At 59.3% G+C, this 22,971-nt stretch carries 19 protein-coding genes; 13 read left to right on the top strand and 6 right to left on the bottom strand.

Annotated elements, in window-relative coordinates; translation table 11 throughout:
• Positions 1-62: 62 nt before the first annotated feature.
• Positions 63-2,927, top strand: a complete 2,865-nt coding sequence (locus tag SFU85_00095; protein ID MDX6765169.1) for a glycosyltransferase — start codon at positions 63-65, stop codon at positions 2,925-2,927.
• A gap of 21 nt (positions 2,928-2,948) precedes the next feature.
• Here the strand turns inward: SFU85_00095 and SFU85_00090 are convergent, their stop codons facing one another.
• Positions 2,949-3,665 (bottom strand): lysophospholipid acyltransferase family protein, encoded by a 717-nt coding sequence (locus SFU85_00090; protein ID MDX6765168.1) that lies wholly within the window; start codon positions 3,663-3,665, stop codon positions 2,949-2,951.
• A gap of 105 nt (positions 3,666-3,770) precedes the next feature.
• On the opposite strand from SFU85_00090, the gene SFU85_00085 reads away from it, so the two are divergent.
• Genes SFU85_00085 through SFU85_00060 form a run of 6 tightly spaced genes read left to right on the top strand, consistent with a single transcriptional unit; the run spans position 3,771 to position 9,687 of the window.
• Positions 3,771-4,538, top strand: a complete 768-nt coding sequence (locus SFU85_00085) for an ABC transporter permease (GenBank protein ID MDX6765167.1) — start codon at positions 3,771-3,773, stop codon at positions 4,536-4,538.
• A gap of 4 nt (positions 4,539-4,542) precedes the next feature.
• Positions 4,543-5,262 carry an ABC transporter ATP-binding protein gene (locus SFU85_00080; GenBank protein MDX6765166.1) on the top strand — a complete coding sequence of 240 codons (720 nt, stop codon included), beginning with the start codon at positions 4,543-4,545 and terminating at the stop codon, positions 5,260-5,262.
• A gap of 13 nt (positions 5,263-5,275) precedes the next feature.
• On the top strand, positions 5,276-6,472 hold the full coding sequence (locus SFU85_00075; protein ID MDX6765165.1) for a glycosyltransferase family 1 protein: 1,197 nt from the start codon (positions 5,276-5,278) through the stop codon (positions 6,470-6,472).
• Positions 6,473-6,504: 32 nt separating this feature from the next.
• Entirely contained in the window at positions 6,505-7,701 is a 1,197-nt protein-coding gene (locus SFU85_00070; protein ID MDX6765164.1) for a glycosyltransferase, read from the top strand.
• A 1-nt stretch (position 7,702) separates the two neighbouring features.
• Positions 7,703-8,536, top strand: a complete 834-nt coding sequence (locus SFU85_00065; protein MDX6765163.1) for an SDR family NAD(P)-dependent oxidoreductase — start codon at positions 7,703-7,705, stop codon at positions 8,534-8,536.
• Complete coding sequence (locus tag SFU85_00060) at positions 8,533-9,687, top strand: glycosyltransferase (GenBank protein MDX6765162.1); 1,155 nt, start codon at positions 8,533-8,535, stop codon at positions 9,685-9,687. The genes SFU85_00065 and SFU85_00060 overlap by 4 nt, the downstream gene beginning before the upstream one ends.
• A 23-nt stretch (positions 9,688-9,710) precedes the next feature.
• Here SFU85_00060 and SFU85_00055 read toward each other — a convergent pair whose 3' ends face one another.
• The 3 genes from SFU85_00055 to SFU85_00045 are packed head-to-tail and all read right to left on the bottom strand — an operon-like array spanning position 9,711 to position 13,102.
• Positions 9,711-10,985: a beta-ketoacyl-[acyl-carrier-protein] synthase family protein gene (locus SFU85_00055; protein MDX6765161.1), complete on the bottom strand. Its 1,275-nt coding sequence runs from the start codon at positions 10,983-10,985 to the stop codon at positions 9,711-9,713.
• Between the two features lie 14 nt (positions 10,986-10,999).
• Complete coding sequence (locus SFU85_00050; protein MDX6765160.1) at positions 11,000-11,860, bottom strand: phosphopantetheine-binding protein; 861 nt, start codon at positions 11,858-11,860, stop codon at positions 11,000-11,002.
• A gap of 36 nt (positions 11,861-11,896) precedes the next feature.
• Positions 11,897-13,102: an aminotransferase class I/II-fold pyridoxal phosphate-dependent enzyme gene (locus SFU85_00045; GenBank protein MDX6765159.1), complete on the bottom strand. Its 1,206-nt coding sequence runs from the start codon at positions 13,100-13,102 to the stop codon at positions 11,897-11,899.
• 134 nt (positions 13,103-13,236) lie between these two features.
• Here SFU85_00045 and SFU85_00040 point away from each other — a divergent pair, with 134 nt between their 5' ends.
• The 6 genes from SFU85_00040 (at position 13,237) to xseA (ending at position 20,718) form a co-directional block, all read left to right on the top strand.
• Positions 13,237-14,676 (top strand): TolC family protein, encoded by a 1,440-nt coding sequence (locus SFU85_00040; protein ID MDX6765158.1) that lies wholly within the window; start codon positions 13,237-13,239, stop codon positions 14,674-14,676.
• Complete coding sequence (locus SFU85_00035) at positions 14,673-15,974, top strand: TolC family protein (GenBank protein MDX6765157.1); 1,302 nt, start codon at positions 14,673-14,675, stop codon at positions 15,972-15,974. The genes SFU85_00040 and SFU85_00035 overlap by 4 nt, the downstream gene beginning before the upstream one ends.
• A gap of 27 nt (positions 15,975-16,001) precedes the next feature.
• Positions 16,002-17,198, top strand: a complete 1,197-nt coding sequence (locus tag SFU85_00030) for an efflux RND transporter periplasmic adaptor subunit (protein MDX6765156.1) — start codon at positions 16,002-16,004, stop codon at positions 17,196-17,198.
• Positions 17,199-17,211: 13 nt separating this feature from the next.
• Positions 17,212-18,462 (top strand): FtsX-like permease family protein, encoded by a 1,251-nt coding sequence (locus SFU85_00025; protein ID MDX6765155.1) that lies wholly within the window; start codon positions 17,212-17,214, stop codon positions 18,460-18,462.
• Between the two features lie 65 nt (positions 18,463-18,527).
• Entirely contained in the window at positions 18,528-19,337 is an 810-nt protein-coding gene (locus SFU85_00020) for a TIGR00282 family metallophosphoesterase (GenBank protein ID MDX6765154.1), read from the top strand.
• 85 nt (positions 19,338-19,422) lie between these two features.
• Complete coding sequence (gene xseA / locus SFU85_00015) at positions 19,423-20,718, top strand: exodeoxyribonuclease VII large subunit (GenBank protein ID MDX6765153.1); 1,296 nt, start codon at positions 19,423-19,425, stop codon at positions 20,716-20,718.
• A 1,113-nt stretch (positions 20,719-21,831) separates the two neighbouring features.
• On the opposite strand, the gene SFU85_00010 is transcribed toward xseA, so the two are convergent.
• Both SFU85_00010 and SFU85_00005 read right to left on the bottom strand, forming a co-directional pair.
• Complete coding sequence (locus tag SFU85_00010; GenBank protein MDX6765152.1) at positions 21,832-22,374, bottom strand: hypothetical protein; 543 nt, start codon at positions 22,372-22,374, stop codon at positions 21,832-21,834.
• 121 nt (positions 22,375-22,495) lie between these two features.
• Positions 22,496-22,747, bottom strand: a complete 252-nt coding sequence (locus SFU85_00005; GenBank protein MDX6765151.1) for a hypothetical protein — start codon at positions 22,745-22,747, stop codon at positions 22,496-22,498.
• Between the last annotated feature and the right edge of the window lie 224 nt (positions 22,748-22,971).

Raw genomic sequence — 22,971 nt, 5'->3', positions numbered from 1 at the left:
AATACCCCGATTTCCAGCAGCCTGAGCCACGGTAACCCGGGCAAACGGACCATTCCGATGACATGAAACTGGTGATCGATTTGCAGTCTGCCCAGGGGCAGAGCGGCCAGAGGGGTATCGGTCGACAGTCGGTTTCCTTGGCCAAAGCCCTGGCGGCGGACTCCCGCGGCCACGAGGTTTGGATACTGCTCTCAGGACTTTTTCCAGATACGATCGAACCGCTGCGAAACAAACTGCAGCCTTGGATCTCCCCGGAACGGATCGTGGTCATGGATCTCACAGGACCCGTGGCCTGGAGGCATCCAGCTAGCGCGCGCATGCGGTTGCAGGCAGAAAATGAACGGCAAAAGATCCTTTCCTCGCTCCGTCCCGACGCGGTGCTCCTGAGCAGTCTCTTTGAGGGATTGGCGGATGAATCCGTGACGTCATTGGCGGCAGGGGACCCTGGTTATCTCCAGGTGGTGAGTCTTCACGACCTCATGCCCCTCATCCACCCGCAAATTTTTTTGAACAGCCCTTTGCTGAGGGCGTGGTACGCAGAAAAACTGGGGCATCTGTCGCATGCCGGCCTTTTTTTGGCGATTTCGGAATCTTCGCGCAACGAAGGTATCCAACAGATGAATCTTCCCCCAGGGCGTGTGGTTTCGATTTCCTGTGCTGCCGATGCACTCTTCCGCCCCCGTTCCTATACGGAAAGGGAGCGCTGCTGTCTCTTGGGCAAATTCGGGATCACCCGGCCCTATGTGATGTTCTGTGGGGGGGACAGTCCCCAGAAAAACATCGAAACACTATTGAGAGCCTACGCCTCACTGCCTCCGGAACTGAGGAAGCAATTCCAATTGGCTGTCGTGTGCGGTATCGAATCCAGACGGCGTTCCGCTCTGCAACAACTCGCCACCCAACTGGGTTTGGAAGACGCCAATGTGGTCTTCACCGGTTATGTCAGGGATGAGGAACTTGCGGCCTTTTACCAGTTTTCCAGCCTGTTTGTTTTTCCCTCGTGGCACGAGGGCTTTGGGCTTCCTGTGCTGGAAGCCATGTCGTGCGGCGCGGCCGTGATTGGCTCGAACACCACCAGCATCCCGGAGGTGCTCGGCCTGTCGGATGCCATGTTCGATCCCCACGATGTGCCCTCGCTGAGTCTCTTGCTGCAGCGTGCCTTGCAGGACCCGGCATTCCGCGAACGCTTGGTGGCCCATGGTTTGGCCCGGGCCGCGCAATTCAGCTGGGCTGCCTCCGCCCTCCTGGCCTGGCAGGCACTGGAATCGGCCACCGGTATGCCTGCTGCCCCATCCGCCTCCTCTGGACCGGCTGTTCCGCCCCACCCCGGGGAGAAATCTGCTTTGATTGCCGCCCCCCTCGTGCCTGAGGTGAATTATCAGCTCCGCACGCCCCATTCGTTTGGCCCCTATTTGGGCCCAGGCTGGTCCGCCCGTGAATCCTGGGGAGCTTGGACTGATGGACCTGAGGCCTCGTTGTTCTTTGAAGTGACCGCCCCCGATGGACAGTCCATCGTTCTGAAGCTTCGGGGGCGGGCATTCGTCAATCCAAGGCTGCTCTGGAAGCGGATCAAGATCAGTGTGAACGGCCGGCAGGTCCGGGACTTTTTATTTTTTTTCCCGTGCCCAGTTCGAAATCTTAGTGTGCCACTGGGCCCCGCGGATGCAGAGGGTTTTTACCGTGTCGCTTTGTCGATCCACCCGGTGTGTTCTCCCGCCTCGATCGGACAAAATGCGGATGACCACCGGCAGTTGGGTTTCGCTCTGAAGGGGCTGAGGTTGGATCATCCGGTGCGCAGTGTTTCGCTGGCCGGGATCTGGCACTGGTTACTGCACCGCAGGGGACCCACCGCCAGATTGGTTGCCTCGATGGCTCTTCCCGAAGCGATGCGAGACGATTTGCGCCAATTGGCCCTTCGTGGAACCCGCACCTGTACAAGTCCATCCCGGCCAAAGGTCCGAACGGGTGCCGTGAGCGTGGTGATTTGCACCCTCAACCGCGCGGCCATGCTCGAGCAAACCCTCCGTGGCCTGGAACAGCTGACCGGTCCGGAATTCGAAGTGGTGGTGGTCAATGGACCATCCAGGGACGGTACCGCCGGTGTTCTGGAGGGCAGGCGGGGCAGGATCAAGGTTGCCCAAACCGACCTGGCCAACCTCTCGGTCTCCCGCAACATCGGATGGTCGATGGCAGCCGGCGAATTCATTGCCTATCTCGACGACGATGCGGTGCCGGACCCATTATGGTTGATCCAAGTATTGCAGGGCTTTGATCATGCCGGTGTGGGTGCTGCTGGAGGCAAGGTGCTCGACCGGACAGGCAAATCCTTCCAATACGAGTATGCCTCCTCTGACCGCCTAGGTAGAAGCAATTGGCTGTTGAAGGCGGCCTGCTCCGAACGCAATTACCCGGGCAGTTACCGATTCCCCTACCTCCAGGGCACGAATGCCGTGTTCCGCCGTTCGGTGTTGTCGGAATTGGGTGGATTTGACGAAAATTACGCCTACTACCTCGATGAGACCGAGCTTTGTCTCCGGGTCAATGATGCGGGGTTTGTGATCCGCCAGTTGCCGGGGGCTTGGGTGACCCACCACAACGCGTCCTCGGATTTGCGCCAGGATGATGTAATCGTGGATCATGGCCCGATTCTTTTTTCGAAAATATACTTTGCCAACCGCCATGGCCGGTTCTTCCACAGCCAGTCGGAGATTGACGAGGAATGCCGCAGGTTCGTCACGGATCATCGCAACGGGATCGCCCATCATTTGCAGGCGGGGCGCGTGGATGCCCGCCTTGCCCGTGAGTTCGATACTCGCGCGGAGCTTTGCTGGCGCAAGGCATTGGAAGCCGCCGACCTGCCGCCCCGCCTGGCTGTCCGTTCCGGACCGGTTCTGGAGCCCGCACCGTTCCTCAACTATCGGCTTTGATGGTTCATTGAGGGGCCACGGTCAGGCGTCCTCTTTGCGCGGGTAATCCAGCGCGGTAGCCACCCTGGCGCGTGCCTGTTCCATAAGCTTGGAGGCATACACCATCTCATCAGGTGTTTTTTCCGGGAATAGGGGAGGGTGGATGACGACTTCCACATTTCCGCGCAGTCTGGGAAGGCGGTCCAGCTCCTTGAACAGTGGCTGCACTCCCCGGAGAGTGATGGGAACCAGGGGTGACCCCGTGCGGATGGCGACAATGCCCGCGCCCGGTTGGAATGTTCCCAGGACGTCGCCCCTTCGTCCTTCAGGCAAAATCAGCAGATGGCGTCCCGCTTGGATCTGCTCGATCATGCCACGCAGATGGATGGAGCGCTGGCTCATGAAATCGGCCTCATGGCTGATCGGGACGGCGCGCAGGCATCTCAAGATGGGTCCGACGATGGGATACTCCAGCATGCGGAACCAGACCACCGGCACCACCCCCCTGTCACAGATTCGGAGCAGCACGGCAAAGAGAAAAAAACCGTCGTAATGGGAGCCGTGATTCGAAATGAAAATACAAGGGCGATCCACAGGCAGGTGCCCGGCACCGGTTAGGCGCATACGAAAAAGCATCGTGACAAACGCCGAATACAGGCGCTGCAGGGGCAGGCAGAGGCTCACATGCCTCCAGAAATGCGATACCCCGGGAATGTGTTTGGAGTCCACATGGTCGGGATGCCAAAACCATGCGTTCATGCCGGGAAAAAATGCGGGGCAATGGCTTCTGGGACAAGTATATTCCGCGCGACGATAAGCGTTGCGCCCGGACGGTGGTCCCCATAGATTTGACTGCTTCGTCCCATGGATTGGAAGCGTTATTGGAACATCATCCTTTACCGGGCCTACGCTGAAATCAAAGCGGAGGCCCAGATCAATTACATGGGCTACGTCTGGTGGTTCTTGGAGCCTTTGGTCAACACCATACTGTTTTACGCCATTTTGATCCTGGTCATGCAGCAATCGAATGTGGGGGCTGTCTCTTTCCTTCTCGTGGGCACCATTGTTTGGCAATGGTTCAGCGCATCCGTGGTCAGTTCCTCCCAGTCCATTTTTGAGGCCAGCATGATGCTGAAGTTGGTTTACCTTCCCAAAATCGTATTACCCCTTATTTCCATCCTGGCCGGTATCTGGCGGTTCATGTTTTTGTTCGGACTGCTGCTCCTGTGGTGTTTTTTCTCGGGCAACCCCCCGAATATCCATTATCTCGCCCTTCCCTGTCTCTTCGTCACCCAGTTGATTCTGATCCTCGGCTTCAGTCTCCCTGTGGCCGCCCTGATCCCTTATTTCCCGGATGGGAGGTTCGCCGTCGATGCGGTTCTTCGTTCGATCATGCTGGTGTCGGGAATATTCTTCTCGGCCGACCAGGTGCCGGTGCAGTATCACTCCTTGCTTTATTTGAACCCCATGGCGGTTTTGGTGGAATCCTACCGCTCCATTCTTCTTCACGACTCGTGGCCGAATTTTCTCCGCTTGGGATGGGCCTGCGCGTTCGGTTTGCTCCTCGTGGTTGGATCGTTCTCCATTTACCGCAAAATCGACCGCTCCATTGTGAAATCCATCCACCGCTGATCTCATGGAAAGCATCATCCGATTGGAACAGGCGGGCGTTTGCTACCGCAAAGCCCAGGGTTTTTTCAAAGGGTCCCGATCCGATTTCTGGGCCCTCAAAAGCATTTCCTTCGAATTGCATGCCGGTGAAACACTCGGTGTCATTGGACGCAACGGGGCGGGCAAAAGCACGCTCCTCAGGTTGTTGTCCGGCATCATCGAGCCCGACCGCGGGAAGATTTGGATACGACCCAAGCTTTGCAGCACCCTGCTTTCCATCGGTGTGGGTTCGCATTCCACACTTTCGGGCAGGGAAAACGCCATACTCAACGGCATGATTCTCGGGGCGACCAAGGAACACATGGTGGCCAGCTTGGAGCGGATCAAGGATTTTTCCGAACTGGGCGATTTCTTCGAGCAGCCGATTTACACCTATTCGAGCGGGATGCATGCCCGCCTCGGTTTTGCCACGGCACTGGAAGTCGCCCCTGATGTGCTCCTGATCGATGAAATGCTGTCCGTGGGAGACCGGACTTTCCGGGTCAAGTCGGGGGCCGCTGTCCGGGAAAGGCTGAAATCCGGAAAGGCCGCCGTCATGGTTTCACACGACACCGAAACCATCAGGGATTTGTGCAGCAGGGCCATATGGATCGAACACGGGGAATTGCTGGCCGACGGGACCCCGGAGGTGGTCATGGCCAAATACGATCAAGCCATGAGCGGGCCGCACAATGCCATCGGTTGAGTATCCCGGCGTCATGATTTACATGGATGTAACCAGCGCCTCCGCCTCCCCGATCAATATGGGAGTCCAGAGGACTGTTAGGGGTCTTCATCGTTTGCTCGCCTCGGGCATGGGTGCCGCGGTCACTCCGGTCCGCTGGGATTTCTTCCGCCGGAACTATGCCCTGCTTTCCAAACGGGAAAGGGATTTCCTCGAAAACCCATTCGCCTCCTACCAGTCAGGCCAGGCCGTTCCGGGGCGCTGGCAGTGGAAAAGCTGGCTGGCATCCTGTTGGGACTCGGCAACACGGGGCGCCCGCCTGATTGATCTGTCCTCGGTCATGGGAAAGAATGATGTGCTTTTCATTCCCGACCTTTGCTGGGATCTGCGCATCTACTCCTGGAAAAGACTGGCCAGCTGGCCGGGGCGAAAGGTCGCGGTCTTCCATGATGCCATGCCGCTCAACATTCCCGGGCAGGCCGAGAGCAACGATACGGTTTTCCGGCACTATGTTGCGGCTCTCGGACGCCTCGACCAGGTGATCTGCATTTCAAAAGAGGTGCGCGACGATCTTCTGCGTTATTGGGCGGAAATGGGTGTGGAGGCCAAGCCCACTCCGTTGCTGGTTTGGCCGGTTCCTTTTTCGGGTCCGCGTCCGGACAACCGCCCCAACCAGACCGCCCGCCACCTTATCTACGTGGCCCGACTTAAACTGCGAAAGAACCACCTGGTGTTGTTGGAGGCCTGCGAGAGCCTTTGGAGCCGGGGGATAGAATTCAGTCTGGACCTCATTGGAGTCGAGGATTCGGTGACGGACACCTGGCGCATCTGTCAGCGGGTGGACGAACTGGCGGCCAAGGGTCGCCCGGTCCGCTGGCGCAAGCACATCAGCGACGAGGAATTGAACCAGGCCTACCAGGCGGCCTCGTTCACGGTGTTCCCCTCCAGGATGGAGGGATTCGGTTTGCCCATTTTGGAAAGTCTCTGGCACGGGCGTCCGGTGATCTGTGGTCGCAATGGGGCCATCGGAGAGGTGGCTTCAGATGGAGGGGGATGCTTACAGATCGACCAGAATGATCCGTCCCAACTGGCGGCGGCCATGGAAAAGCTTCTTAGTGATCCCGACTTTTACCAATCCCTATGCGCGGAAGCAGGCAGACGTCATTTCCGCACTTGGGAGGAATACGGGCGTGACCTCGGTCCCGTACTGGGGTTGCAGCCCGCGGGCTGATTCCTGGAACACTTCACCAGTCAGTCTGCGCTATGATTTACCTCGATGTGACCAGTTCCTGTAAAACGGTGCTGAACACCGGGGTCAAGCGCATGCAAAGGGGGCTGCATGCCTGGCTTGGCCAAGGCTCCGACTACCGCCCGGTTTGCTGGCAATCCGTCCGGCGGAATTACCGTTCCCTCACAAAAGAGGACCTTGCCATCCTCGAACAAGTGGGAGATCGCAAAGCGCGCGGCTGGGAGTCGATTGACGCCTACGGCGGACCCAGCCTCACCGACATTTGGCACTTGAACCGGGATCGACAGCTGGCCATGGACTTCCCGCGTGAACTCCGCAGCGGGGACATTCTCCTGGTTCCGGATATGCTCTGGGACAGCCGCGGGACTTTTTTCAGCGGGTTGGAGGCTTGTCCGGCCCAAATGGTTGGTGTTTTCCATGATGCCATTCCTCTCAAGCGAAGCACCAAATCGGCGATCGACAGTTTTTTGTGCAGACGCGGCATCCGTTTCCTCTCCCATTTCGACCTTGTCGTCTGTGTTTCGCGGGAAGCGGAGGAAGACCTGCACTTTTACTGGAAACAAATGGGCATCAAGCCAACACGCACCCATGCCGCGCTTTGGCCTGTGCCATTTGGCGGCAGGCAGCCGGAACACCGGCCCGCGTTTCCGGCCAAAAGTCTCCTTACGGTGGCCCGCCTGCAAGCCTACAAGAACCAGCTCGCGCTGCTCGATGCCTGTGAACGACTCTGGAACCAAGGTTTGGATTTCCGGCTCCGGCTCATCGGCTGCAACAGTTATCCGGGTTATGTTTGGAAGGTACGCCGCAAGATTGCTTCCCTGCGGGCTGCGGGGAGGGATGTGCAACTGCGTTCGCAGGTGACCGAGAGGGAATTGCACGAGGCGTATGCCTCGTGCTCGTTTACGGTTTTTCCCTCGCTGCATGAGGGGTTCGGGTTGCCGGTCGTTGAGAGCCTATGGCATGGACGTCCGGTGGTGTGTTCCGATCAGGGAGCCATCGGGGAGGCGGCCCGGGGTGGGGGATGCCAGCCGATGAATCCGGGTGACACGGGTTCGATGGTGGAGGCGATCGGCCGATTGCTCACCGATGAGGGGCACTACCTCAAGCTTTATCGGGAAATTCAAGCCCGGACATTCCGCCATTGGCCGGATTATTGGCAGGATGTTTCCTCAGCCATCCGTGAGCTTCCTTCCAAGGGCAGGGGAATGTGATATGAAGCGGGAGGGCATCAAGACGAACGTTTTCCTGACTGGGGCGTCCTCCGGCATCGGACGGGCGATTGCCTCCGCACTGCTGGATGAGGGATATGAGGTCTGGGGTACGGCCCGGGACTTGCGCCACTTGTCCGAACTCCGGGGCCTCCATCCGCTGGAAATGGATTTCTTGGTGCCGGGTTCGGTGGAAAAGGCCTGGGCACGGGCCCTGGAGGAGGCGGGTTCGATAGATGTCGTGATCCAAAATGCCGGCTGGGGCCATTTTGGTTCGATCGAAGAAACGGATTCCGCGGCAGCACAACGCCAGTGGGTCGTATTGGTCGACGGCCCGTTGACTCTTCTCCGGCTCGCAGCCGCCCACTTGCGTCAGAGGAAGCGTGGGTGGATCATCGGGATCAGCTCGCTGGCCGGGGAAATGCCGATGCCGTTTTTCGCCCACTACAGTGCGGGCAAGGCGGCCCTGAGCGCGTTGCTGGCGGGCTTGTGGATGGAACTCCACCCTTTCGGGGTGCGGGTGGTTGATTTGCGTCCGGGGGACATCCGGACGCCTTTCAATGAAGTCGCTGGAAAGACAATACCAGACCAGTCACCCTACCAACCCTGGATTCGCAGGGCGTGGGACGAAAACTGCCGCCTGCTCTCCCTGGCACCGGGGCCCGAATTGGTTGCGAAGCTGATCCTGCGCATGCTGCGCAAGGGAGATGCCCCGGCGATGAAGCGTTGCGGCTCTTTTTTCCAGGCTGTGATCGGTCCACTCGGTTCCGTGTTCCTGTCCAGGACGGGGTTGCTCGACAGCATCCGAAAGTATTACCAACTGGACGCGAAGCCATGAGCGGACAGACGCGACCCAAGCGGCTTCTGATCCTGACATCGGCCACCGGTGCCGGTCACGACACCCATGCCGGCGCCGCGGCCGAATGGTGTGGCCGGATGTATGGCAGTGCGGTGGATGTGCGCATCGAACACATTCTGGAGGACTCGCATGCCCTGTGTCGTCTGGGGGTGGATTTTTACAACCAGATCCAGCGCCGGGCCCCCTGGTTCCACCACCTTTATTACAATCTGCTCGAGCTTCCTGGCTACCTGGACTCCCGGTCGGTTTTTCCAGGCGAAGGCTATTGCGCCCGTTTGTTCCGGGAGGTGGCCCCGGATGCCATCATCAGCATGCACGACTGCCTGAACAGGGGCTACTTCGAGCTCGCCCGCAGCATCTTGGGGTCCGCAGTGCGATGCGCGACATTTTGCGCGGAGTTTGAAGGAGGCTATGGATTCAGCCGGAATTGGGTCAATCCGCGGGCGGATTACTTTTTCGCCCGCACGGACGAGGCCGGGGAGGCGGCTCGCCGGCTCCATCTGCCTGCTGATCGGGCGGTGGTTTCGGGACACTGGGCCCCCGCCGCCTTCTATGCGCCGCCCATGGAAGAAGCGGCACGAACCGCCTACTTGACCGAAAGGCTGGGGTTGGAGAAAGATCGGTTCACCTTGCTGCTTTCGACGGGTGGGGCAGGGGCACAAAACCATGCCGATCTGCTGGGCGCGCTCAAGCCGCTCGGCCGGTTCGTGCAAGTGGTGGCCTTGGCCGGACGCCAGGAAGCTGCCCGGGTGTGGCTGGAGGACTGGGCGAGACGGCAGGTGCAATTCCCTGTGCGGGTGCTGTCGTTCACCGATCAAATGCCCCGGTTGTTGCAGGCATGTTCCGCAGTGGTGGCGCGCGCCGGTGCGACCACCGCAGGGGAAGCGCTCTTGAGCGGCTGCCCGGTCATTTTCAACACCATGGGTGGCATCATGCCGCAGGAAATGCCGACATGGCGTTATTTCCAAAAAAGGGAGATCGGCTTCCGGTTGTCTTCACCGGATGGATTGGCATTGACCGTCAAGGGATGGATGGATGATCCCGCGTCTTTTACAAGACTCAAAACGCGGATGGCGGCTTGTCGCGATGCCACCACCCCGGAAAAGGCCCTGCGTCTCGTCTTGGATTGATAACCCTGTATAGGGGTAGCGCATCAGGCCGTGGCCTGCCACTTGCGGAGAATAACCGAAACATTACTGCCGCCAAATCCGCTGGAATTGGTCATCGCCGTGTGCGGCGCCGCGTCAACCGGCTTGGTCAGGATGGGTACTCCCTCGAACTCGGGATCGAGCCGCGAAATTTTGGCTGAAACCGGCATGAAGCCTTCTTTCAGGGATAAAACACAAAAGGCCGCTTCCATTGCGCCCGCGAGGCAGAGCCCGTGTCCGGTCAGGGCTTTGGTGCTGCTGATCCAGGGAAGCCTGCCGGTGGTGAAAACCCGTTGGATGGCGCGGATTTCCGCCGTGTCGCCCACGGTGGTGCCGGTGGCGTGGGCGTTGAGGTAGTCGATCCCGTTTGTGTCCAGTCCGGCGGATTGCAATGCGTTGTTCATCGCGCGGCCCAATCCCTCACCATGGGGTTCCGGGGCCATGACGTTGAAACCGTCGGCAGCCTCGCCCCATCCCAAAACTTCCGCCAGCGGCTTGGCCCCACGTTTCTGGGCGGAGGTCTCAGATTCAAGAACCAACACCGTCGCCCCGCCGGTGGCGACAAATCCATCGCGCTGGGCATCAAAGGGACATGGGACTGTCTGGGGATCGTTCCTGGTGCTGAGGGCCCGCACTGCGGCAAAGGGTAGGATGCTGGTCCGGTTGCAGTCCTCGGCCCCGACGACAAACACGATATCCTGCCTGCCCAGCATGATCTGGTCGTAGGCATAACCGAGGGCATGGGCGGACGAGGCACAGGCACTGGCGAAGCCCAGCACGGCGCCCTTGAGCTTGTATTTGGCGGCCAGATTGGAATTCAGTGTCCCGGGAATCCCGGCCGGCAGTGCCAACGGGTAGCAGCGGTGCACGCCCCTGGTCTCCATGACCTGCAGGTTTTCGTAGACCGTCGACATGGATCCGCCGGAGGCACACATGGCCCCGGTGCGTGGATGGCTGACCTGATCCGCGGTCAATCCCGATTCGGCGATGGCCTGGTCCATGGCGTGGCACGCGCACACGACATGGGGGCTCATGGAGCGCAGATGATTGCGGTCGATCACCAGGCCGGGTGGCAATGTCCAATCCTCACATCGTGCTCCCGAAAATGAGAAACCCTTGAGGGTGCCGGCCAGTCCGCAGATTCCGACATCCTGGGGCAGTTCGGGAAAGACCTCGATCCCGTGGCGGGCATGGCGCAGGCTGTCGGTGACCGAGGCGCGGTCGTTCCCGATGCTGGTGACAAAGCCGGTACCGGTGATCAGGACGCGTGGGTGGGGCATGCCGGGTACCGCGGTCAGGTGGCTTGGGGGACGACGGAAGCGGCGGGTTCCGGAAACTCGGCAAAGGCGAGGGTGAGGGCATCGTAGCGAGCCACCACCTCCGACTTGAGATGGACCGTGCCTTGGAAAACGGCCAGAGGGGCCCGGAACCGGGTCAAACGGAAATCGATCAGGATTTCATCGCCGGGAACGCAAAGGTGGCTGAAACGCGTGCCTTCCATGGAGACAAAGAGGAATTCACTCAGGAGTTTTTCCCCGGGGTTGAGGCGGGCTTGGGCGTTCTGGTGCAGCCAGAGCGAGGCCGCCTGCCCCACCGCCTCACTGACAATCGAGGCGGGCACCACGGGACGGGTTTTGAAATGGCCTTTGAAGAAAAACTCGTCGCCACGGAAGAGGTACTTCGCCCGCACGGTTTCTCCGCGTGTCTCGGCGCTGTCCAGGAAAAAGAAAGGATCCTGCTGGGGCAGATGACCGAGGATATCCTCCCGGGTGAAGATGCGGGTTTCGGCCAGTTGGGTCGGACGGTTGTGCACGCGGTCATCGACGTAGCGGCGCACATCACCGATGGTGCGGATGTTGCGCGCATCATTGTCGTCGATGCGGAAATTGAAGGCTTCTTCGACCGACATGACGATTTCCAACATGGTGAGCGAGTCGATCCCGAGATCCTCAATCAGGCGGGCGGAATCCGGGCATTCGGACAGATTCTTGCGTTCCTCGACCGTGATGTACTTTTCAATGATCCCGTGGATGGCGGTCACCACCCCGGAGGCATCACCTTCTTTGCGGAAGCGGATGATGGATTCGACTGTTTCGGGTGAGTGGCGCTTGAAGGATTCCCGGAGAACCTGTTCTTGTTCGGCGGTCAGGGACATGATGGCGGAGGATGACATAAAGAAGTGGTTCGACGGTTAACCTGGAATCTGGGCTGGCTCTGCCGTGGCGGCGGGTTCGGCATCGCGGACCGTCTCGAGGGCCCGGGCGAGGGCGGCGAGGAATCGGTCGATCTGGTCGCGGCTGTGCTGGGCGGTCATGGCGGTGCGGATCAGGTCCCGGCCGGCGGCCACCCCCGGACTGGTGACCATCACGGTGAAGAACCCCTGTTCCCAAAGGCTGTGCCAGACACGGTAGCAGCGTTCGCGCGAACCGATGACGATCGGGAAGCCGGCCGTGGCGCTCTGCCAAAAATCGATGCCGAGGGACTCGAGCCCCTGGCGGTAATAGTGGCAGTTGTCCTTCATTTTTGCGAGGTGGCCGGGCTCGCTGCGGAGGATGCGGAGGGATGTCAAGGCGGCGGCGGACTGGGCCGGGGGCAGGGCGGCACTGAAAATGATTTGGCGGCAGTGGGTGCGTAGGTAACTGATGGTGTCGCGGCTGGCCGCGATGAACCCCCCGGTGCTGGCGAGGGATTTGGAGAAGCTCCCCACCTGGACATCGACCTCGGCCCCCAGCCCGTAATGATTGACCGTTCCCCGGCCTTCGTGCCCGAGCACGCCGAGTCCGTGTGCGTCGTCGACGATGACCAGGGCCTGGAACAGGTTGCCCAGGCGTGTGATGTGGGGGAGGGAAGCGATGTGTCCCTCGATGGAATAGACGCCATCGACGACAATGGCCTTGGCGCGCGAGGGGGGGGCGGCGGCCAACATCTGTTCCAATTCGGGCAAATTTTCGTGGCGGAACCGCCGCAGATGGGCCCGGCTCAGCAGGCTGCCGTCCACGAGCGAGGAATGGATGCTCTTGTCCACAAAAAGGGAATCGCCGTGATGAACCAGGGTGCTGATCGAGGCCATGCAGGCCAGATAGCCGGCGGAAGTCACATGGCAGGCTTCGGTGCCGAGGAAGTCGGCCAGTTCTTCCTCCAACTCGATGTGGTAGCTGCGCGTGCCGTTGGCCAGTCGGGAGCCGCAGGGACTGGTGCCCCAGGTTTTCAGCGCCTGGGTGGCGGACTCGACCACAAGCGGGTGCTGGCTCAGGCCGAGGTATTCATTGCTGCACATCATCACCATTTTGCGGCCGTTCGACACGACTTCGGAACCGGAAGTCTGTTCGACCACATGGTAGTAGGGCTGGTAATGCCTCAGGTATAGGCTGTCAGGATCATCCCGGAACCGATTCAAGAGGGGTTTTCCCTCAACGGATTGGGATTGGGGTGCGTGCATAGGGCCGTTCGGTAGGGAGGCGAAGAAGTCGGGTAGTGATTAAATCCTTGGCTGGCACACTACTGATGGGCCATATTCGCAACAATATCGCCATGTCTTTATCCCTTCGACCAGCATTTTTTTGGGCAAAGCGCTTCAACTGGGTTGTTTTTGCCCTGTTCTTCCCTTTGGCGGCCCAACTTCAGGCTATCCCGCAACTTCCCACCAAAAATGGCGCCACGGTGGTCTATACCCTGAAGGATTGCCTCGAACTCGGGCTGTCCCGGAATACCGATATTCTCCGGGCGGAACAGGACATCGAACGCAGCCAGGGGTTGGTCATCACCGCCAAATCGCTCGTTTATCCCAAATTGACCCTCAACGGCAGGGCTGAAGAACGCAACGATGACCTCTTTGCCAACGGGGACTCCGCCGAGCGCCAGAAGTTCCGGGAGTATTGGACGGTTTCCGTGATGGCCACCCAGAGCCTGTATTCGGGGGGGGCCAACCGTCAGAAAATCGCCATTTCCAAGTTGGAGAACGCCGCCGCCCTGGCCCAGATGCGCTCAGTGACCAACCGGGTGTTGCGCGACATCCAACACGCGGTCTACGAAGCCGTGGTGCAGGAAGCGCTCATTGAAGCACGCAAGAAGACGGTGGCCCTGCTGGCCGATGAATTGCAGCGTCAAAAACAATACTTCGATGCCGGCAAAACCACGCGCTTCAACGTCCTGCGCACCCAGGTCAGCCTTTCCAACCAGCAGGTCTTGCTGCTGGAGGCCCAGTCCGAACTCTTGTCCTCGCGCGTCCGATTGTCCCAATTGTTGCAAATCGAATGGCCCGGGGACGGTGCCAGCCGTCCGCCTTTCCTTCTTAAGGAAGCCATGGATTGCCCCCAGGTGACGGAGTCCGAGGATCAACTGGTGGCCATGGCGCTTTCCCGGCGTCCGGAACTTGAGGTCCTGCGGCATGAGATCGAAAAATCCCAGCGCCAGGTCAAAGTGGAAAAGGCCGCCAACCTCCCGAACATCGACGCCTTCGCAGGCTACGAACTCCGTCGCGACCAGAATGGCTCGGGATTGGGGGACCATGTCAGTGCGGGCGCGTTCGGACTCCTCGGCACTTGGAATATCTTCGACGGCTTCAGCGGCAAGGGCAAGGCGATCTCGGCCGAAGCCGCCCTCCAGGGACGCAGGGTCTCCTTGGACAAAACCACCCTCCAAGTACAGAGCGAAGTCCGGGACGCCTATGCCCGGTTGCGGACCGCTGGCGAGTCGGTCGTGATCCAAAAGGGCAACATCCTGACCGCCGAGGAATCGGTCAAACTTTCCCGCAATTCACTGGATGCCGGTTATGCCACGTTGCTGGACGTGCTTCAGGCCACCCTCGATTTGTCGACCGCGCGCTTGGAATCGGTCCGGGCCCGTCAGCGCTACATGAACGCGTTGTCCGACCTGCAATACGCCGTTTCCCTTCAGTTCCAGGACGACCCCGCCGCGCGGACCCCGAAAAGCCCCGCGGAAGACACCCCAGTGCCCGCACCGTCGCCATGATCAGGATCCGCAGCTGGCGCAAATGGCTTATCCTGGCCTTTGGTTTGATCTGGGGCGGCAACGCCCTTTGGTCGCAAGAAGTGCGCTTGGATTGGAAGGCCTGCCTGGAGCGGATGCTTCAGAACAATCCCGAGGTCCGCGCGGCATCTACCGGGTATCTGAATGCCGAGGGACGGGCCATCGGCCTGCGCGCCATCCTTTATCCCACCCTCCAGGCGCAGGCACTGACCTTCCCGGCCATCGCCTATTTCAAGATCGAGCAAACCCTTTACGACCGGGCCCAGGCACCACAACTCCAGTTGGCCCGTCTTTCGCAGGGCCAGGCCGAGGCCAATTTCCGCGCAACGTTGGTGGAAGCGGTGTACCAAACCCGCCTGGCTTACATCCAGGTTCTGGCCGCCTCGGAAGTCTCCCGCCTGCGTGCGGCCCAGACCGTCATTTGCGGCAAGGCGATCACGGATGGCAATTCCCTCTTTGAGGCCGGACGTATCCGCAAGTCGGACCTGCAGCGGCTTGAGGTCCGACGCTCACTCGCCCGCGATGCTGAAGTGCAGGCTGGGGCCGACCAGGCGGCCGCCATCAAGCAATTGGAGCGCGTCCTGGGGGCTGCCTTCGAGCCCGGCAGCCTGCTCGAGGGGGGGGTGGGCAATGAGGCCCTGCCCGAACTCGATGTGGCGACATTGGTTCGTGAAGCGATGGAGAACCGGCCGGACTACTTGATGTTGAAAGGCATGAAAAAAGCCGACGAGGCCCGTCTCCAGCTTTCCACCCGGCCTCTCTTCCCGGTGCTGTCTGCGTCCAATGTTTCGGCCTTCCAGGCCTTCTCCTCCGGCTTGGGCAATTTCGATCCGCAGCGCAACGACAATGAGCCCAACATCCAGCGCCGCGATGGCGATTCCCAATCCGCTTTCCAACTGCGCCTGTCCTGGATGTTCTTCGACGGGGGCATTTCCGAGGGACAGAAAAATGTCGCCCGGGCGGACCTTGTCGACCGCGCCACCGCACTGGCGGCCATGGAAAAAGCCATCCCGGCGGAAATCGCCCTCTCGGTCGAGGGCGTCCGGACCGCCCGGGTCACGCTCGAAACCCTGGCCGCCCAGCCCCGTCCCGAGGACATCCGCGCCATGGGCGATCAGGACCTGTCGCAGAAAAAAATCACGTACCTCTCCCGTTGTCTCCTCGAGGATGAATTGCTGGCCACACGACTGCGCGAACTCCAGGCACGCACCAAAATTAGTCTTTATGCGGCCGCGCTCGCCCATAGCTTGGGTCGGGTGGCCGCCTTTGACAGTCCTTGAACCCATGTCTTCTTCCCTCCAATGCCCATGAAAGCATCTCCTATCGCCCTCCTCATGTCCTCCCTCCAGGCCGTCCGTACCTTCGCCCTCCGTTTCTGGAAGGGAGGCAACGCCCGGAGATACCAGGCGGGTGCGGCGGTCATTCTCGCCCTGGCCGGACTCGGCTTTTTTCTCTACAACCGCAACAGCGTCGAATTTGCCGAAATCGCCGTGGTCCGGCGTGGCACCGCGGTGGCCGGGGTTTACGGAACGGTCAATGTCGAGCCCGTCAATCAGTTGATCGTCCGCACCCGCCAATACGGCCAGGTCACCCAGCTCAACATCAAGGAGGGTCGCAAGGTCAAGAACGGCGATGTCCTGGCCCAGATTTCCGACGACAGCTTCCAGCGCCAGTTCGAGGCCAACCAGTCGGCCCTTGATAACGCCAAGGCCCGGCTGAAGATGGGGCCTGCCTCCAACGCGGCACTGCGCAACAAGGAAATCGAGGTGGAGAAGTTGAAAAAACTCCTCGATGCCGGCAACATCGCGCCGATTGAATATGAAAAGGCGGTCAACGAACTGACCAGCCTGCGAGAGATCGTCCAAAAGGAGCAGATGAACCTCGACATGGAGGTGGAGAACCTGACCCGTGCCACCGATCAGACCCGTTCCAAATTGGATCAAATGCAGGTCATTTCTCCGCTCGATGGCGTGGTGCTGAACATTTACTGCCACCTCGGTGAATTCGTCCCCCCACAGGCCGAACTTTGCCGCATCGGCAGTTCCGACAACCAGATCGTCGCCCAGATCAACGAGGAGGACGTCGGTTACCTGCGCCCCGGACTGAAAGCCAAGATCCGCCTCTATTCCCACCGCGACCGCGACCTGACGGGGGTGCTCAAGGAAATCCTTCCCCAGGCGGAAAATCAATCCTACCGCGTGGTCTTCAGCCTGGAAGATCCGCCCGATATCCTCCTTCCGGGCATGACGGGCGAGATGAATATCATCATCAGCGAACACAACAATGTCCTGACCATCCCGACCCGTGCCATCCGCAAGGGCAACATCGTCTACCGGATCAAGAACGGCGTTGTCGGCCAGGTGGTGGTGAAATCCGGTTTCCGCACCATGGAAAAGACCGAGATCCTGCAGGGCTTGGACGAGGGTGACCGCGTCATCCTGTCCAACCATGACCTCTATCCCGAAGGGGTGCGCGTTCGTTCCGTGGTGGTCAAGGACAATTGACCTTCGCCGGACCGTGAACACCTCTTCCTACCACATCGCCGCCGGCTTTCTCTGGGCCCACAAGCGCTCCATGGGCATGACCGTTCTGGGCGTGGCCGTCGGTGTGGGATTGTTCATCGCCGCCCTCGCCCAGGCACAGGGATTCGAGGCTTTTTTCATCAAAACCCTCCTGGGTTGCGAGGGCAGCGTGGTCATCACCGACCGCTTCCAGAGTTACAACAGCCGCATCCTCGCCGGGGATTCGAACAAGCAGGTCATGGTTTCCAGCCAGCAGCAGCGTAAATACTATCCCGGCATTGCCGATGCCTATCACATCATCGACGTGCTCAGCCATATCCCGGATGTCGTCGGCTGTTCGCCCGTTGTCGAGGGCAATGCCATCCTCCGTTCGGGATTTGCCTCGGACGTGGTCCTCCTCCGCGGGGTGGATCTCGAACTCCACCTCCGCACCACGGAATTCCGCAACCAGATCATCAAGGGTTCACTGGATGACTTCCGCGCCAACCCCTCCGGAATCTGCGTCGGATCGGTTTTGGCCGAGCGCCTCCGCCTCTCGGTCGGCCAGAACGTTTACTTGTCCGGTTCGGACCACTCCAGCCGCCGCTACCGCATTGATGCCATTTATGAGACCGGCGTTTGGATGATGGACACGCGCAATGTCTTCGTACACATGCGCTCGGCCCAGACGCTTCTCCGCAAGCCGTACTACACTTCGTTGATGTATGTGAAACTTCGCGACCCCATGCGGGCCGGGGCTCTGGCCGAGGCATTCGAGGATTTGTTGTCCCACAGCGCCGCCTCCTGGCAGGAAAGGCAGAGGGGCAATCTGCAGATCTTCAAGCTCCTCCGCATATCCGCCGGTTTGGTGGTTTCGATGGTCATCCTTCTTTCCGGCTTCGGCATCTACAACGTCCTCTCCATTTCCGTCATGCAGAGGTCCAAGGAAATCGCCATCCTTCGTTCGATGGGTTTTCGTAAAAATGACATCACCATGATCTTCCTTTGGCAGGGGGTCTGGGTCGCGGTGGTGGGGATCGTCGGTGGATGGATTTTCGGCGCCTGCATGACCTACGGCATATCCAAGATTCCCGTGAACATCACCGGCATCATGCGCACCCGCTACTTCCTGGTCGAATGGTCCATGGACCATTATCTCATGGCTGCCGTGCTCGCGTTGGTCTCGGTCACCCTCGCTGCTTACATCCCGGCCCGCCGGGCCTCGCGCATCGAGCCCGCCGGCATCCTCCGCGGCACCGGCCAATAGGAGCTCCGGCCCCTTTTTTCACAAAATCCTCTGGGCAGCCCGCACCCGCCGGTTATCGTCTTCCGATGCGCGTCGTTTTTCTGGGGGATGTCGTCGGCGAGCCCGGTCGTGAGGCCGTGCGCCAGGCCGTCCCCATTCTCAAGGAACGGTTCCAGCCGGATTTTGTCATCGTGAACGGGGAGAACTCCGCCGGTGGCCACGGCATCACCCCGCGCCTGGCCTACGAAATCATGCGGGCCAAGGTCGATGTCATCACCCTCGGCGACCACTGCTGGGACCAGCGGGAGATCTACCCCTTCTTCGAGGAAGAACCCCGCCTCATCCGCCCGTTCAACCTCCCGGACGGCGTCCCCGGTCGGGGCTTCGTCGTCGTCTCGGGCAACGGAAAAAAACTGGCCGTCGTCAACGCCCTCGGCCGCACCTTCATGCCCGTCCACGCGGACAACCCATTCCTAGGCATCGATGACCTCCTGGCCGACATTTACGGCGAAACCCACTGCATCTTCATCGATTTCCACGCCGAAACCACCTCCGAGAAGATCGCCTTCGGTCATGCCGTCGATGGGAAAGTCTCGGCCGTCGTCGGTACCCACACCCATGTCCAGACGGCCGACGAGAAGATCCTTCCCGGAGGGACCGCCTACCTGACCGACGCCGGATTCTGCGGCGGCCATGACGGGGTCATCGGCCGCGACAAGGGACCGATCCTGGAACGCTCGCGCACACTCATGCCCGTGCGCATGACCGTCACCTCCGGCCAGTGCCAGGCCGACGGGGTCTTCATCGAGATTGACGACGCCAGCGGCCAGGCCCGGCGGATCGAGCGTTTCCAGATCCCCACCCCGGTGCCCGGCCCTTCCGGCATGGCCTGCTGAAACCGTCCTTTTTATTGTAGAGCGGCAGTCCCTTCCCACCGATCAGATCGAACCCTGGCGAGACCCGCCCCCGCACAGAAACGTGATGCCTGACGAACTCTTTGAGACAAAGCCCGGGCCGGTCAGCGTCAGTGAGCTGACCGAATCCGTCCGCGCCCTGCTCGAATCCGGCATCGGGACCGTCCGCGTCCAGGGGGAGATATCCAACCTCCGTCGCCAGCCCTCCGGGCACATGTATTTCACCCTCAAAGACGCCCAATCCCAGATCCGGGCCGTGTTCTTCCGTGGGGATGCCCGCAGCCTGCGATTCCAACCCAAGGACGGCGACCAAGTGGTGGCCGGTGGCGAGATCACCGTCTATGTGCCCCGGGGGGAGTACCAAATCCGGGTCACCAGCCTGCAACCCGTGGGACGCGGCAGCCTTCAGGAACGCTTCGAGGCTCTGAAACTCAAGCTTCGGGAGGAGGGACTCTTCGAGGAAGCACGCAAGCGCCCCCTGCCGGAGTTCCCCCGCACCGTGGCCATCGTCACCTCCGCGTCCGGCGCGGCGGTGCGGGATTTCATCAACGTCCTCCAACGACGCTGCCCACGCATCCGCATCCAGGTTTACGGTGTGCGGGTGCAGGGGGAGGGGGCCCACCGGGAAATCATCGATGCCCTCGAAGCCATCGGGCGTGCGGCACGGGCCGACATTGCGGTGGTGGCCCGCGGAGGAGGCAGCCTGGAGGACCTCTGGGAATTCAACGAGGAAGCACTGGCACGGGCCGTGGCCGCCTGCCCGGTGCCGGTCATTTCCGGGGTCGGACACGAAACCGACTTCACCATCTGCGACTTCGTCGCCGATCTACGGGCCCCCACACCCTCGGCCGCCGCGGAATTGCTGTCCCGAGCCGATGCCGACTGGTTCGACGACCTGGCCGACCTGCGGGAAGGGATGGACCGCGCCCTGCAGCAACGCCTGGACGATGAACACACACGCTTGGACGCCTTCCGCAACCATTACGTCTTCCGCGAACCCGTCCGCCTGGTCCACCAGTGGTCGCAGCGGATGGACGAACACCGCGACCGGCTGCGCACGGCGCTCCTGACCCAGCACCGGCAGCGGAGCGGCCGGCTGGCCGGCTTGCGGCAAACCTGGCAGGTCCTCGATCCGCTGCAGAAAATTGCGCGCTGGCGGGAGGTTCTTGCCTCACGTGAGCACCAATTGCGCCTGCTTTCACCGGAGGCCACCCTGCGGCGAGGTTATACCATGGTCCTGGATGAAAAAGGGGCGATCGTGCGTGAGGCCAAGCGGGCCCGAGCCCTGGAGACACTCCGGGTGCGCTTCGCCGATGGTGAGGTGGGTGCCCGTCCCTTCAAAGGACCTTCACTGGACACTTGAAAAAGACAACTGAAATAGCCGGAGCATTTTGGGTTCAGCTGCGTGTTTCCACACGCCAGCGACAAAGATTTCGATTTTTATCGTGTGTTTGGAATGGCCACGATGACATCATAACGGCGGCACCAACCCGCGAATATCAGCAGCATCCACCATCGTAAACCACGCGGTCTGCTCGCTTCTGTTCTCCCTCGTAAACCAACATGAAACCGAAAAAAAAACGGAAAGCTGGAAGTGTGTTGACCCTTGACAAATGCAGCCATATCAACGTCACGCATCAGCCGCGCGCGTCAGCGCGTTGGCTGGATGCGATTGTTCGATTCTTTTATGTGATATCAAACACCCGATGTTTTCCATTTCGCTCCCCGCAGTAAATACAGACAGGGCGTTTAGAGCTAATAGGTTTGCCACATGTTGGACAAGTGAGGACCACGGCCGATATTTTCCCATCTTTTATGCCATCTCTCATGTCGATCTGTTCCACTCTTTTCCTGATATCTGCGTCGGTTAATTGTGTCTGCTCCCGAATAAGCTCCCACATGGCTTGGCTGGCCAATGTCAATCGGTCTAGACGAAAGGTAATCTGCTGCAATTCGCTCCGGAAATCGGAAATTTTTCCGATGCTTTTCTAGCTTGGGAGTCTGCCGCATTTATTCGGCCTTGCTGGTAGACATCAAAGATTAGGTCAATCATAACTTTATCGAACGTCCCCGCATCAGCCGCCCGCGTTGCGCGGGTTGGCTGCATGCGATTGTTGGATTTTTGCTTCGTTTTTTTCCGAAGATCAGTTCAGCCGGGTCGTTAGCTGTCTAGAATCTGTTCAATTGGTTGGACGCGAGCTTTCCAAAGTTGTGAATGTGCCTTTCGTTCTTCAGAAATCTTTTTGTATTCCCTCTGAACATTTGGGGGCAACTGGGGAAGAGTTGAAATGAACTCATATAGACAGGCTGTATCCCACATCAATGAGCCAGCCACTTCAAATAGATCGCGATTATTTCTAAGAAGAAATTTTTCTAAGTCTGTAAGCATAGGAAACCTTGGTAACACATTGTGAACGAATCTAAAGAAAATCTTTTATCCAACGTCCGTCATGACCAACGCGCGAAGCGCGTTGGGTCAATGACATGGTTCGGCCTCTTCATTTTTTGACCACTCAAATGGACTTTCTGGAGCCAATAATTCTGTGACCTGAGAGTAGGACGCAATCCTTGGGCCATATCTATCTAGAAGTGCAGTCAGCTCGGCTTCTAAACGGAGTCTGAACGCGCCACAAACCTCAAATAACCAATCTGCTAAATCAGGACGAGGAAAATAGCGTCGCATAACGGCATAGTCAAAATTGGATGACGTTGACTGTTTCACAGGGTGTAATACTCCAGGGGGAACGATAAATACTCGGGTTCCTTCGATACTGCTGTGAGCCACAAATTTGTTGCGGAGATCCTGCATACGTAGGTGTCTCGCATTCATTTCAGGATCTGAATAGTCCGGGTAGTTGGGAAAGTTAGCCAAGATACAGCCAACCCCGTGGTTCTGCGTAAAAGGTCTATAATACGCAATCACCATGGATTCAAAGAAATAGTGTTGCAAAAGAGAAGGGGACTGCTTGAAACTTTGATATGCCTGTCGACTTTCCTCCATGTCAGCGATCGCGCTCATGAGGCGAAGCATGCATTTCAGAATTTTTTGAGGAACGGGCCGAGGCATATTTTTTCACCGAACGTCAACCGTGTGCCACGCGCGTCTCGCGCGTTGGCTCAACGGTCTGGTTCGGTTTTTTTCATTCTTCGGTTTCTAGCCGGATGTTGAATTTTCCATCCGCATTATCAACAGTAACAAAACTTCCCTCAATAATGCTCAGTTTCTGGGCTAGCCAATCCTTGATCTCGATACAAAGAAAGCCATCCTGAATCTCGCTGATTCCTTTGGAGCAATCTGCAAGCTTGTCTCCGCCCGCATCAAGTGGAATACGCAGCATCAAAACTTCTCCGAATTTCTCTACTGGCCCGCATAATGAGGTGACATCAGACATATTTGTATTCCGAACGTCCCCGCGTCAGCCACCCCCGGAGCCGGGCACCCGAGGCTGCTCCGCAGCCGAAGTGCCGGGCGGAGTGGGGTTGGCTGGACGCGATTGTTCGGATTTTTTATTCGACATATGGACTAAAGTGTAAGTCACAAGAAATTCCGATGGTTAGTAGTAAAATTACTGCCAGTAATGTAATCAGACCAACTCTGACTAATTTTGGTTCTGTC

It is taken from the genome of Candidatus Methylacidiphilales bacterium (assembly GCA_033875315.1).
In the GTDB taxonomy this organism is placed as follows: Bacteria; Verrucomicrobiota; Verrucomicrobiia; order Methylacidiphilales; family CAZTYG01; genus JANRJG01.
Note: the sequence above shows the minus strand (reverse complement) of the source record. Positions and strands in the feature narration are given on the sequence as shown.